We start from the raw sequence: 12,624 nt of genomic DNA, 5'->3' as shown, positions 1-12,624 counted from the left end.
TATAGATGGCTTCGCGAAATTTACAAAAAGTTTAATGTGTAAAGTAGGAAATAAATTGATATATCATATGAAACACTGCATGTACAAAGCCTAATATATCAGGACTTTTCGAACAATTAATTGATTTTTTTAAGGATATTTTTACTGTACTGTAAAAGAATCAGTTCTCCAATTAATAAAATGGGCTTTAATGATCTTTAATATAAACAAATTGATATTTTTTTCGTAAAAACGCTTGCAAATCAATCGTTAATACGATATATTGCAGTTGTAAGAGAAAGTGAAAAAGTTAACAAAGGGGGTCTGAAGAATGGCAAATTTCCATATCTTGACTAATAATCCGATGGTTAAAGATAAGTATTCAGAATTTACCAAATTTGACCAGAACTTAACCGTTGCAGATATTTTTGCTCATAGTAGGGATTCCATTCATTTAGGAGCCAATTTGATTAATCATCCACTTGCTGGGAGCATCAAGCCTAATCAGAGTCCATATAAGAGTTTAGTTTTAAGTAACCAAAAAGGTGAACTTGATATGACTTCACTAAAACTAATAGAAGGATCGATTCAAGTTCTTAGAAAGTTTCCTCCTTTAAATCGGAAATATGATGAGAGTGTTTTAGAGGATTTTCAAGTAATTGACTTAGACTTATTAGATTCTGCAATTGATAGTTTGCCTTACAAATACCATGAATAATTAAATTAATAATTGTCTTATGTATGGGAGGAGAGTTTTATGTCAAAGATATATGATCTTTTAATTATCGGTGCTGGCCCTGGTGGATTAGCTGCAGGGATCTATGGGAGCCGTGCTAAATTGAGCACAGCTGTGTTAGATAAGAATGCTGAGCCTGGTGGACAAGCTTCAACAACAGATGAAATGGAAAATTACCCTGGATTTTATAACGGTACTACTGGCCCCGGTATTATGAAGGAATTCGCTGACCATGCTAAGTCATTTGGAACAGAATTTCTTAGAGGAACAGTTGATGAAGTTGATTTCACTGGACCTGTAAAAAAAGTTCACACACAACAAGGCGATACATATGAATCAAAGGTAGTTGTTTTATCACCAGGAGCTACACCAAGAAAAATCAACGTTAAAGGTGAAGCTGAATTAAGAGGTAAGGGCGTTAGTTATTGTGCAACTTGTGATGCCGACTTCTTTGTAGATTTGGATGTTGTAGTTGTTGGTAATGGGGATGCTGCCATTGAAGAGGCAATGTACTTAACAAAATTTGCTGAAACAGTAACGATTATCGTTATTCATGAAGAAGGAAATCTTGATTGTAATAAAGCTAGTGCTGAAAAAGCGATGAAGAATCCAAAACTAAAATGGGTTTGGAACTCAACTGTTGAAGAAATTGCTGGTGATGAACTAGTAGAAAAAGTTGTTTTGAAGAATATTAATACTGGTGAATTAACTGATCTTGAAACAAATGGGGTCTTCGTATTTATCGGTACAGAACCACATACAGACTTCCTTAAAGGAAAAGTTGAATTAGATGATCGTGGCTACTTAGTTGCTAACGATATGATGGAAACCAATGTACCTGGTGTTTACGCCGTTGGTGATGCAAGGGTTAAATATCTTCGTCAGGTTGTTACAGCCGCAGCCGATGGCGCAATTGCCGCATCAGCCGCAGAGAAGTATTTGTCAGAGCTTGAAACACTTCAAAATGATGTTCTAGATGTAAGTAACAAGAAACCAGTTATTTTAGCATTCTGGGCACCACAAGTTGAAGAAAGTATCGACTCGATCGCTGCAGTAGACAAAATTGTTGAAGAGAAAAATGGTGCAGTTGAATTAGTAAAACTGGATACATACAGAGCTAAAAAGACGGCTACACAATATAAAGTTACACAAATTCCTACTATTATATTGTTCAAAGATGGAAAAGATGTTGCTCGGATCGAAGGAGTAAAAAACATCACATCTTCAGCCGTTGAAAACCTATTGAAAGAATCTGTTGAAGTTTAGATGGATCAAATAAAAAATTTAGATTGATTTCTAAATTTTTTATCTTTGAAATTTAGTCCAGTATTAGATTTCAAAGATAAAAAATTGAAGGGAGGCGAAAATTATGATGGAACATCTTACAAAAGAAAACTTTGAAGATACAATCAGTAATTCGAAAGGTTTAGTTATGGTGGATTTCTTTAGTCCAAAATGCGTACCATGTATGGCACTTATGCCAGATGTTGAAAAACTATCAGATGATAAATCTGATGTAGCAACATTCTATGCATTCGACACTACAGGAAATATGAGAATGGCCATGAAACAAAAAGTCATGGGAATTCCAGCATATCTATTCTACAAAGATGGTGAAAAAGTTGCTACTCTTGGCAAAGAAATCTTGGAAGATAAGGGTATGGCAGCCGTAACAGCTAAACTAGATGAATTAACAGTTTAGTTTCATCATTCAGAACAACTGCAAATATGCAAAGAATGGAGGGATATTATGCGATTAGAAATTGGCAATATCCTAATTAAAGATATTGCCTTCGGTAAAAAAACCGAAGTTAAAGATGGCACACTATTCGTTGATAAAGACGAATTGATCGAAGCTGCAACAGGTGGAGATGAAAGAATCAAGTCTCTTGATGTGTATTTAGCTAAACCAGGTGACAAGACTCGTATCATTCCAGTTAAAGACGTTATCGAACCACGTTGTAAGGTTGACGGAAAAGGGAACATCTTCCCAGGTGTTATCGGTGATGTTGAACAAGTTGGATCCGGACGTACACATGTACTGAAAGGTGCAGCGGTTGTAACAACAGGTAAGATTGTTGGATTCCAAGAAGGAATCATTGATATGAGTGGTGAAGGTGCTAAATATACACCATTCTCAAAACTAAATAATATTGTAATTAAAATGGAACCAATCGACAGCATCAAACAACACGAACACGAAGAGGTTATTCGTCTAGCCGGTTTTAGAGCTGCCAACTATATTGGTGAAGCAGGAAGAAATGTTGAACCTGATGAAGAAAAGGTATATGAAACAAAACCTCTTCTTGAACAAGTTAAAGAATTTCCTGATCTACCAAAAGTAGTTTATGTATATGCACTACAAACACAAGGGTTGATGCATAATACATTCTTCTATGGTGCAGATGCTAAGAAGATCGTTCCAACATTCATGTACCCAACAGAAGTATTTGACGGAGCTATTACAAGTGGTAACTGTGTTTCAGCCTGTGATAAGAATCCATCATATGTACATTTAAACAGTCCAGTTATTGAAGATTTATATGAAAAGAATGGTAAAGAAATTAACTTTATCGGATGTGTTATTACCAATGAGAACGTAACATTGCAAGACAAGAAACGTTCATCAAATATGACCGCTAAATTGGTTGAATTACTTGGCGCTGACGCAGCAATCATCTCAGAAGAAGGCTTTGGTAACCCTGATGCCGACTTAGTTATGAACTGTAACAATCTTGAAAATAAAGGTATAAAGACAGTTCTTGTAACAGATGAATATGCTGGACGAGACGGTGCCAGTCAATCATTAGCCGATTCAACACCTAAAGGTGATGCTGTTGTAACTGCAGGTAACGCTAACGAAGTTATCGATCTTCCAGTTATGGATACAGTTATCGGTCATCCAGAAGTTGCCAACATTATTGCTGGTGCTTGGGATGGAAGCCTTCATGATGATGGATCAATTGAAGCTGAACTTCAAGTAATCACTGGTTCAACAAATGAATTAGGATTCTTTAATCTATCAGCTAAAACAATCTAGTATAACGAAATTATTTAGTAAACATTAAATTTAATAAAATTGAAGGAGAGCACATTATGGGTATTCTTGAAAACAAAAAGATCGCCATTTTAGGCGACCGTGATGGAATTCCTGGCATGGCTATCGAAGCTTGTGTAAAAACAGCAGGCGCAGAAGTTGTCTTTTCAACAACTGAATGCTTTGTTTGAACGAGCGCGGGAGCTATGGACCTGGAAAACCAACAAAGAATTAAAGATCTTACAGACAAATACGGTAAAGACGATCTAGTAGTAGTACTAGGTGGTGGGGAAGCTGAAGCTTGTGGTTTGGCTGCCGAAACCGTATCAACTGGTGATCCAACATTCGCTGGTCCATTAGCAGGAGTCCAGTTAGGACTCAAAGCATATCATATGTTTGAACTAAAAGATGAAGTAGATCCAGCAGTTTATGACGAACAAATATCAATGATGGAAATGGTATTAGATAAAGACGCTATTAATAAAGAAGTACAAGAATATCGTGGATAGTTTTCACTACTTCCCAAACCTTTTGTAAAGGAGGAAATAAAATGACCAAAAAAAGAATTGTGCATTACATAAACCAATTCTTTGCCGGGATCGGTGGTGAAGAGAAGGCTGATGTTAAGCCTGAGAAGAGAGACGGTGTTGTTGGACCTGGTATGGCTTTTAAGGGTCAACTTACTGATGTAGCAGAAATCGTTGGTACCGTCATCTGTGGTGATAGTTACTTTAATGAAAATGAAGCAGAGGCTTCAGAAACTGTTCTTGAAATGATTAAAAGCTACGATCCAGATATCGTCATCGTAGGACCAAGTTTTAACGCTGGTCGTTATGGTGTCGCAGCTGGTGCAGTTGCCAAATTGGTTGATGAGAATTTACATTTACCAGTTGTAGGTGGTATGTATCCAGAAAATCCTGGTTTCGAGCTATACAGAAAACACGGATATTTTGTAGAGGTTGGTAACAGTGCCGCTACAATGAGAAAAGCAATTCCTGCAATGTCTGCCGTTGTTAAACAAATTATTGACGGTAATAAAGAGATTACAGGCTATATGCCAAGAGGTCTCCGTGAAAATGTATTCAGAGAAGAACGTGGTTCAAAACGTGCTGTTGAAATGCTCGTAAACAAAATTCAAGGCAAGGAATTCACAACTGAGTATCCAATGCCTACCTTCGACCGTGTTGATCCAGCTCCAGCCGTTAAAGATATTACAAAGGCAAGAATTGCTTTGGTATCTTCTGGTGGTCCAGTTCCGAAAGGAAATCCTGACCATATCGAATCTTCAAGTGCATCTAAGTATGGTAAATACAGCTTGAAAGATATCGACGACTTTACTCCAGAAAACGGTGAAACAGCTCACGGTGGTTACGATCCAGTTTATGCAAATGAAGACTTAGATCGTGTTCTACCAGTCGACGTGATTAAAGAAATGCTTGCTAACGGTGAAATCGGTTCGTTACATGATTATTGGTACGCTACCGTTGGTAATGGTACATCTGTAGCAAATGCTAAAAAGTTTGGTACAGAAATTGCAGCACAACTTAAAGAAGACGGCGTAGATGCTGTTATCTTAACATCCACTTGAGGAACTTGTACTCGTTGCGGTGCAACGATGGTTAAGGCTATTGAAGCCACAGGACTACCAATTGTTCATATGTGTACAATTGTTCCTATTTCTAAGACAGTTGGAGCTAACAGAATTGTTCCTACAGTCGCAATTCCATATCCATTAGGTAATCCAGAATTGGATCCTAAAGATGAGAAAGAATTACGTAGAAAATTAGTAAGAAAAGCTCTTAAAGCGCTTGAAACACCTGTTACTGAACAGACAGTATTCAACTAGTAAGGGAGCTCAAGAGTTTCAACTGGGAGCCGAAAAAACAATTTTTCGACTCCTTTTTTTATAAGATAGTTTCAAATAATTATTTTGGGGGTGCAAAGTATGACTTTTCCAGTGCTTAAAGGAACCGCTTATACATTAGTCCATACACCAGATATCTTAGTTCATGAAGGTAAATTGCAAGAAAGTGAAATGAGAAATAGTCCAGATTCAGATTATCTTAAAGCTATTCCAGATCACTTACGTTCATTCGAAGATGTTGTTGGGTATGGTCCTAATCAAGCTTATATAGGTAATATTCATCCGCGTGATTTAAATGATATTGAGAAACCTTGGTACGAACATCCATTAGAAAACGCTTCAACCGAAGGGAAATTCGGTTCAATTATGCCAGAAGATATGTTTTATGGCTGTTTAAAAGCCGTTGACATGTTTGAATTAGTCGTTTTAGATGCAAGTTTTCAAGAAAAGATTGCCAAAAAAGTTAAAGAAGACCCAGTGATCGGTAAATATTGGGTAACTTTGGACAAATTAACAGAGAATCCCAGCTCAGTTGATGAAATTAAATCTTTAATTGAAGAAAAAGATGCAAAACCACTGTATTTGGATAATAAATTAGTTGGGTGCATCAAGAGAGCTCATGAATTTGACGCTGCTTTAACGAGTGATGTCATGTTTGAAAACTTAGTAAGTAAGGCTTCTGGTGCCTATGCATTAGCTGAATTATTTGCTAAGAATGATCTCGAACCAAGTGATGTTGACTATTTAATCGAATGTAGTGAAGAGGGTTGTGGTGACATGTTCCAACGTGCCGGTGGTAATTATGCCAAATCTATCGGTGAAATTTGCGGATGTGTCAACGCTACTGGATCAGATACACGTAGTTTCTGTGCCGCTCCTGCTCACTCTATGGTAGAAGCTTCAGCACTAGTACAAGCAGGCGTATATTCAAATGTTGTAGTCCTTGCCGGAGGTTCATCAGCTAAGCTTGGAATGAATGGTAAAGATCACGTTAAAAAAGATCAACCCCTCATTGAAGACTGTTTAGGTGCCTTTGCTATTCACGTTGCTGAAAACGATGGCAAGTCCCCAGTAATACGTACAGATATTGTCGGTAAACATAAAATTGGTAGTGGTGCCGCTCCACAAGCTATTATGCAAGCTATAGTTGCCGATCCACTCGAACATGCAGGTTTATCGATCAAGGATGTTGATGTATTTTCTGCCGAAATGCAAAATCCTGAAATTACTGTCCCAGCTGGTGCCGGTGATATACCTTCTGCTAATTACAAGATGATTGCCGCTTTGGGTATTATGAAAAAAGTATTTGCTAGAAATGAATTAAATGAAGTTGTTGAAAGAATTGGTATGCCTGGATTTGTACCTACACAGGGCCACATCCCATCAGGTGTTCCATTCTTAGGACATGCTATCGAGATGATTGAAAATGGAGATATACATCGTACAATGATCATTGGTAAAGGTAGCTTGTTCTTAGGAAGATTAACAAACCTCTTTGATGGTATTTCATTTATTGTAGAAGCAAATGATGGACATGTTGAAGACGATTCAGTCGACAAAGATACAATTCGTCAAATGATCGCCGAATCAATGAAACAATTTGCTGATTCTCTAAAATAAAGAATAATCATCCTTAAAGGGGGGAGAAAAATGGAAAATAACGTACAAAATACGATTGCCGAAGTGTTTGACGAAATTGCTCAAGGGCTAGAGGATGGTAATTTTGGCTCTAGACCTCGTGTAGGTGTAACACTACTTGGTAGTGAACATGGTGAAGAAGAAGTTCTTCGTGGTGCTGAACTGGCTCAGGCTAACGATCCCTCCATTGAAGTTGTAGTTATTGGTACTTTAACTGATACAAAACTAGAGACCGTTGCTGCATCTACCCCAGAAGATGCACATGATAAAATGGATGAATTGTTAGCCGAGGGCAAATTAGATGCCGCAGTAACGATGCATTACACATTTCCAATTGGTGTGTCGACTGTTGGCCGTTCAACTACACCAGGTGTCGGTAAAACTATGTTTATCGCTAATACAACTGGTACTTCAGATATGGATAGAACGAGTGCCATGGTTAAAAATGCCATTTCAGGTATTGCCGTGGCCAAAGCAAATGGTAACGAAAATCCAACAGTTGGAATTTTAAATATTGATGGCGCACACCAAGTTGAAAAGTCATTAAATAAATTAAAAGATAAAGGTTATAAAATAAACTTTACTCAAAGTCATCGTGCAGATGGCGGCATAGAAATGCGTGGTAATGATTTACTACAAGGTGTTCCTGATATCATGATCATGGATAGTTTGACGGGTAATATTATTACTAAAGTAATGAGCTCTTTCTTAACTGGCGGAAGCTATGAATCCGTTGGTGAAGGATATGGTCCCGGCGCTGGTAAGGGGTACGATAAGATTATTAATATTATTAGTCGTGCTTCAGGCGCCAACGTTATTGCCGGTGCACTAAGTTATGCCGGTAGATGTGTCAAAGGTAATTTAGTAGATAAAGTAAATGCCGAATATAAAGCTGCTGAAAAGGCTGGATTGTCTGACGTTCTAGCTAGTTTGACAGCTCCTCCAAAGAAAGACGATTCAGCTCAGGAAGTCAAAGAACCAGCCAAAAAAGCTGTCTCGGAAGCTATCTTAGGTATTGATATCTTAGTCTTAGAAGAAGCAGTTACAGAGCTTTGGAAGGCTGATATCTATGCTACAAGCGGAATGGGATGTACAGGCCCCGTTGTCATGGTTGCTCCAGCTGATGAAGATCATGCGCGCGAGGTTCTCAAGGCCGCCGATTATCTTTAAAAGGTATTTAACTCTGGTGAAAGAATTTTAGTAATTAATGTGATACGCACCTCCAAATATGAAACGATTCGTTGACGTTAAATCAAATAAGCCTTCAATCACGCGTGTGTGGTTGAAGGCTTTTGTTGTGAAGAAAAATAAAGTTTTTTTAGCTAGTATGAGGTTAATTTAATCCTCATATAAAAATTTAGTAAACAATAATGATGACTTCAAGAGTATAAAGGAGGGACTAAGCGCCATGCCGCGTATAGAAGACAGGAGAGGCTGTTTATTAATAGTCATGCACAATTAGATGAATTATCGGAATTAAAACTATTAATTGCAAAGCGTGAAGAAGAATTAAAAAGTAGATGACAGCGTAATTGCTGAATCTACTTTTTTTGAAACAAAAAAAACGCTAGTTATCATTAACTAACGTTTAATTAAGACCCCCCCCCACGGCATTTATTAAATCTTATTATTTAATTTCAGGGCCCGGTTTATGGTCCGGTTCGTTTGAATTCCATTGAATCTATTTGAAACAGATAAAACTTAAAATCCTAATCTATCAACGTTTTGAAGCCCATTGCATCTATTTAAACTACATCTATTGGGCAAGTAGGGTTCGAACCTACAAATTACGGATTCAGAGTCCGTGGCCTTACCGTTTGGCGATTGCCCATTAACAATAAAATTCTATAAAAGAATTATCTTTATGTCAAGTTCAAAATATCTACGACTTATTTATTACTAGTGTGTTATCTTATATATCAGGAGTGATCAATGAATAATTTGCGAGGTGAACAAATGGAGAAAAGTGAGATTTTAGTAAGCACGACGGAGCATATCCCTGGTGTTGAATATGAAATTATCGGTGAAGTTTTTGGTATCACGACTCAGTCTAAAAATGTTGTAAAAAATATTGGCGCTGGTCTAAAAAACTTGGTCGGTGGTGAGATTAAGGCTTATACGGAACTTTTATCTGAGGCTCGTGACATTGCAATTGAACGTATGCGAGATAACGCTGTCAAAATGGGTGCAGATGCAGTCGTAATGATGAGATTTGATTCTGATTCAATTAGTCAAGATATGGAAACGGTAGCTGCTTATGGTACCGCCGTAAAATTTAAGTAGGGTGAAATTATGTCTTTAGAATATAACAAAAATACTTTGTCAGCATGTACAAGTATCTTAATAGGAAAGAAAGCAACAATTGACGGTTCAACCATCGTGGGTCGTAATGAGGATTCGCAAGCATCGTGGCCTAAACATTTTGTTGTTCATGAACATACTGAGCTTCCCGAGGCTCAAAAGTTCATTTCTAAAGCCAATGGCTTCCAAATGAATCTGCCCAAAACTCGCTACAAATATACAGCTACTCCGGAATGGACTTTTAAAGAGGGTTTATTCGAAGAAGATGGTTTCAATGAGTACGGCGTAGCAATGAGTGCGACAGAAAGTGCTTATTCGAATCAACAAGTATTAGGTGCTGATCCGTTATTAGAAGACGGAATTGGTGAAGAAGCAATGGTCACAGTTGTCTTACCATATATCAAGACTGCTAGAGAAGGTGTTTTACGTCTTGGTGAAATAATTGAAAAATATGGTACTTGTGAGACAAATGGAATTATCTTTTCTGATAAAGAGGAAGTTTGGTATTTTGAAAATGGCTCTGGACATTATTGGGTCGCGCAACGTATACCTGATGATAGTTATGCCGTCGTCGCTAATCAATTGGCTATTCAAGAAATTGATTTTAATAATCCAAATGATTTCATTTATCGTGAAGATATAACTGAATTTGTTAATGACAATAATTTAAATCCAGCAGTGAAAGGATTTAATTTTAGAGAAATTTTTGGTACACATGACGAATCAGATGAGGTTTACAATACTCCGCGTGTTTGGTGGGGACAACAATTTCTTTCTGGAAGGTCTGAGGAGAGTCCAGAGAGTGAAAATTTGTCCTTTATTAAACAAGCTGATCGATTGATTAGTGTTGATGATGCACAAGACTACTTATCCTCACATTATCAAAAAACTGAGTTTGATCTTTTGAAAAATGGTGCTAATAACAAAAAATATCGCCCCGTTAGTCTTGCTAAGACACAAGAATCACATGTCTTACAGATTAGGCCCGATATGGATCTCAACGTTGCCTGTGTGCACTGGTTAGCCATGGGAGTATCTTCACAGAGTGTTTATGTTCCATTTTACTTAGGGATGACAGATACACCTGCGGAATATAAAATTGGTGAATTGCCATATGACAGTGAGTCAGCCTATTGGACTTATAAATTAGCCGGTGTTTTGTTAGATGCTCACTATTCTGAGTTTGGCAAAATGTATCAAGAAAAACAAAAAAATATCAATATTACATTGCGTAAAATGTTGCGCGATTTTGATATGAACGCTTTGAGCAAGGATGCTGAAGAATTACCACAATTTTTGACCGACGCATCATTCCAAATGTCTAAAATAGCTTTAGATGGTTATAAGGAATTGATCGCCCAATTAATTACGGACTCGACTGATTTTTCGCCCCTCAACTTCAAGCACGATAGCAATTTATAATTGCACATTGAAAACTTAATAAGGGGATTGTTTTACTATGAATGATAGTAGTTCGACAAAGAAGACTATTACATTATTTGCGTTAATAATGATGATCTTCACGTCGGTATATGGATTTGCTAATACCACAGTGGCCTATGAACAAATGGGTTTGGCAAGTATTATTTGGTACGTTTTTGCGGCTGTATTCTTCTTCCTACCTGTAGGATTTATGATGGCTGAATATGGTTCTGCCTTTAATGAAGCGCAGGGTGGAATCTATTCTTGGATAGAAGGAGCAGTTGGACCTCGCTTTGCCTTTACTGGTACGTTCATTTGGCTTGCTTCTTGGGAAGTATGGCTAGTTTCTACATCATCAAAGGTCTGGATTCCATTATCCACATTCTTTGCGGGACATGACGTTACCCAAACTTGGCATTTATTAGGTTTAAACTCAAACCAAGTTATTGGTATTTTAGCAGTATTTTGGATCCTCGTAATTACTTTTACTGCGACACAAGGTGTTGATAAAATCTCAAAAATTTCATCTTTTGGTGGAACAATGATGATTGTCTTAAATGTCTTGTTCTTAGTTTTAAGTATTAGTATGATCTTCCTTTCTGGATTTCATACGGCTGAACCAATACATGGCTTTGGAACCTTTATTCACTCAGCAAATCCAGCTTTTGCTTCACCAATTGGTATGGTTTCATTCGTTGTCTATGCTATCTTTGCTTATGGTGGTATGGAATCAATGGGTGGTGTTACTGATAGTATGAAGAATCCTAAGCGTGATTTTCCACGTGGTGTTTTGATTTCTGCTGTAATAATTTCCGTACTTTATTCACTGACGATCCTTTTATGGGGTGTCAGCACGAACTGGCATGCAATCATTGGTAAGAATGGTGTTAACCTGGGAAATATTACCTACGTTATGATGAGTAACTTAGGATATACTTTTGGTCAACATATCGGACTTAGCGGTACTGCTGCCATTACTGTAGGTGAATGGATGGCTCGTTTTACAGGATTAGATATGTTTATCCTGTATTTGGGCTCATTCTTTGTTTTGATTTATTCACCAATCAAATCTTTTATTCTAGGAACACCAAGAGATTTATGGCCAGAACATATGACTAAAATTAACAAAAATGGGATGCCTGCAAATGCTATGTGGATTCAAGCAATTTTTGTAGCAATTGTGATTGTCTTAGTTGATTTTGGTGGTAAAAACGCCAAAGCATTGTACAATGTTTTGACATTGATGGCCAATGTTTCGGCTACGGTGCCATATTTATTCTTAGTTGGAGCATATCCATTCTTTAATTTGAATGATAAGATCGAAAAGCCTTATTCTTTCTACAAAAATAAGACTTGGATGTGGATCACGACAATCGGAGTATTATTTGTACTTACATTTGCTGTAATCTTTACATTGATCGAACCAATTCTAGAACATGCCTATATGGATGCTTTCTGGACCATTATTGGACCAGTATTATTTGGTATTATTGCATTGATACTTTATGGTAGATATTCTTATAAAAAGAAACATACTGCCTAAATAAAAACGATATTCGCTTATGCGGGTTGTAATGAACCCCTTGCATTGGAGAAATCCAAGCAAGGGGTTTTTATTATGCCAAAGTATTCTGTTGAAACTAAAAT

General features: G+C 37.3%; 11 protein-coding genes and 1 tRNA gene. 11 read left to right on the top strand and 1 reads right to left on the bottom strand.

Going from position 1 to position 12,624, the window contains the following annotated elements; translation table 11 throughout:
• Positions 1-310 precede the first annotated feature (310 nt).
• The 8 genes from EKM64_RS09120 to grdD all read left to right on the top strand — a co-directional run bounded on the left by EKM64_RS09120 (position 311) and on the right by grdD (position 8,424).
• On the top strand, positions 311-697 hold the full coding sequence (locus EKM64_RS09120) for a GrdX family protein (protein ID WP_125677839.1): 387 nt from the start codon (positions 311-313) through the stop codon (positions 695-697).
• A gap of 39 nt (positions 698-736) precedes the next feature.
• Positions 737-1,981, top strand: coding sequence for a thioredoxin-disulfide reductase (gene trxB, locus EKM64_RS09115; protein WP_125677837.1), 1,245 nt, complete (start codon positions 737-739; stop codon positions 1,979-1,981).
• Positions 1,982-2,084: 103 nt separating this feature from the next.
• On the top strand, positions 2,085-2,417 hold the full coding sequence (locus EKM64_RS09110) for a thioredoxin family protein (RefSeq protein WP_125677836.1): 333 nt from the start codon (positions 2,085-2,087) through the stop codon (positions 2,415-2,417).
• A gap of 48 nt (positions 2,418-2,465) precedes the next feature.
• Positions 2,466-3,755: a glycine/sarcosine/betaine reductase component B subunit gene (locus EKM64_RS09105; protein WP_125677833.1), complete on the top strand. Its 1,290-nt coding sequence runs from the start codon at positions 2,466-2,468 to the stop codon at positions 3,753-3,755.
• A gap of 56 nt (positions 3,756-3,811) precedes the next feature.
• Positions 3,812-4,261 carry a glycine/sarcosine/betaine reductase complex selenoprotein A gene (gene grdA / locus EKM64_RS09100; RefSeq protein ID WP_125677831.1) on the top strand — a complete coding sequence of 150 codons (450 nt, stop codon included), beginning with the start codon at positions 3,812-3,814 and terminating at the stop codon, positions 4,259-4,261.
• A gap of 41 nt (positions 4,262-4,302) precedes the next feature.
• Complete coding sequence (grdB, locus tag EKM64_RS09095; RefSeq protein ID WP_125677829.1) at positions 4,303-5,598, top strand: glycine reductase complex selenoprotein B; 1,296 nt, start codon at positions 4,303-4,305, stop codon at positions 5,596-5,598.
• A gap of 99 nt (positions 5,599-5,697) precedes the next feature.
• On the top strand, positions 5,698-7,236 hold the full coding sequence (grdC, locus tag EKM64_RS09090) for a glycine/sarcosine/betaine reductase complex component C subunit beta (RefSeq protein ID WP_125677827.1): 1,539 nt from the start codon (positions 5,698-5,700) through the stop codon (positions 7,234-7,236).
• Positions 7,237-7,266: 30 nt separating this feature from the next.
• The gene (grdD, locus tag EKM64_RS09085; RefSeq protein ID WP_125677825.1) at positions 7,267-8,424 is read left to right on the top strand and encodes a glycine/sarcosine/betaine reductase complex component C subunit alpha; all 1,158 of its coding nucleotides are present in this window, start codon (positions 7,267-7,269) and stop codon (positions 8,422-8,424) included.
• 589 nt (positions 8,425-9,013) lie between these two features.
• Here grdD and EKM64_RS09080 read toward each other — a convergent pair.
• Positions 9,014-9,085 (bottom strand) — tRNA-Gln (locus EKM64_RS09080).
• A gap of 101 nt (positions 9,086-9,186) precedes the next feature.
• On the opposite strand from EKM64_RS09080, the gene EKM64_RS09075 reads away from it, so the two are divergent.
• Genes EKM64_RS09075 through yjeM form a run of 3 tightly spaced genes read left to right on the top strand, consistent with a single transcriptional unit; the run spans position 9,187 to position 12,520 of the window.
• A complete protein-coding gene (locus tag EKM64_RS09075) occupies positions 9,187-9,537 on the top strand; it encodes a heavy metal-binding domain-containing protein (RefSeq protein ID WP_377769537.1) in 351 nt (116 codons plus the stop codon).
• 9 nt (positions 9,538-9,546) lie between these two features.
• The gene (locus EKM64_RS09070; protein ID WP_125677824.1) at positions 9,547-10,977 is read left to right on the top strand and encodes a C69 family dipeptidase; all 1,431 of its coding nucleotides are present in this window, start codon (positions 9,547-9,549) and stop codon (positions 10,975-10,977) included.
• 37 nt (positions 10,978-11,014) lie between these two features.
• The gene (gene yjeM, locus EKM64_RS09065) at positions 11,015-12,520 is read left to right on the top strand and encodes a glutamate/gamma-aminobutyrate family transporter YjeM (RefSeq protein WP_125677822.1); all 1,506 of its coding nucleotides are present in this window, start codon (positions 11,015-11,017) and stop codon (positions 12,518-12,520) included.
• The last annotated feature ends 104 nt before the right edge of the window (positions 12,521-12,624 follow it).

Origin of the sequence: Companilactobacillus keshanensis (assembly GCF_003946205.1) — a bacterium.
Taxonomy (GTDB): Bacteria; Bacillota; Bacilli; order Lactobacillales; family Lactobacillaceae; genus Companilactobacillus; species Companilactobacillus keshanensis.
Note: the sequence above shows the minus strand (reverse complement) of the source record. Positions and strands in the feature narration are given on the sequence as shown.

Bases quoted from the DNA above. Each gene is read 5' to 3' on its own strand.
- EKM64_RS09120 (WP_125677839.1), top strand. From the start codon at position 311: ATGGCAAATTTCCATATCTTGACTAATAATCCGATGGTTAAAGATAAG.
- yjeM (WP_125677822.1), top strand. From the start codon at position 11,015: ATGAATGATAGTAGTTCGACAAAGAAGACTATTACATTATTTGCGTTA.
- EKM64_RS09075 (WP_377769537.1), top strand. From the start codon at position 9,187: ATGAATAATTTGCGAGGTGAACAAATGGAGAAAAGTGAGATTTTAGTA.
- EKM64_RS09110 (WP_125677836.1), top strand. From the start codon at position 2,085: ATGATGGAACATCTTACAAAAGAAAACTTTGAAGATACAATCAGTAAT.
- EKM64_RS09070 (WP_125677824.1), top strand. From the start codon at position 9,547: ATGTCTTTAGAATATAACAAAAATACTTTGTCAGCATGTACAAGTATC.
- grdC (WP_125677827.1), top strand. From the start codon at position 5,698: ATGACTTTTCCAGTGCTTAAAGGAACCGCTTATACATTAGTCCATACA.
- grdD (WP_125677825.1), top strand. From the start codon at position 7,267: ATGGAAAATAACGTACAAAATACGATTGCCGAAGTGTTTGACGAAATT.
- trxB (WP_125677837.1), top strand. From the start codon at position 737: ATGTCAAAGATATATGATCTTTTAATTATCGGTGCTGGCCCTGGTGGA.
- EKM64_RS09105 (WP_125677833.1), top strand. From the start codon at position 2,466: ATGCGATTAGAAATTGGCAATATCCTAATTAAAGATATTGCCTTCGGT.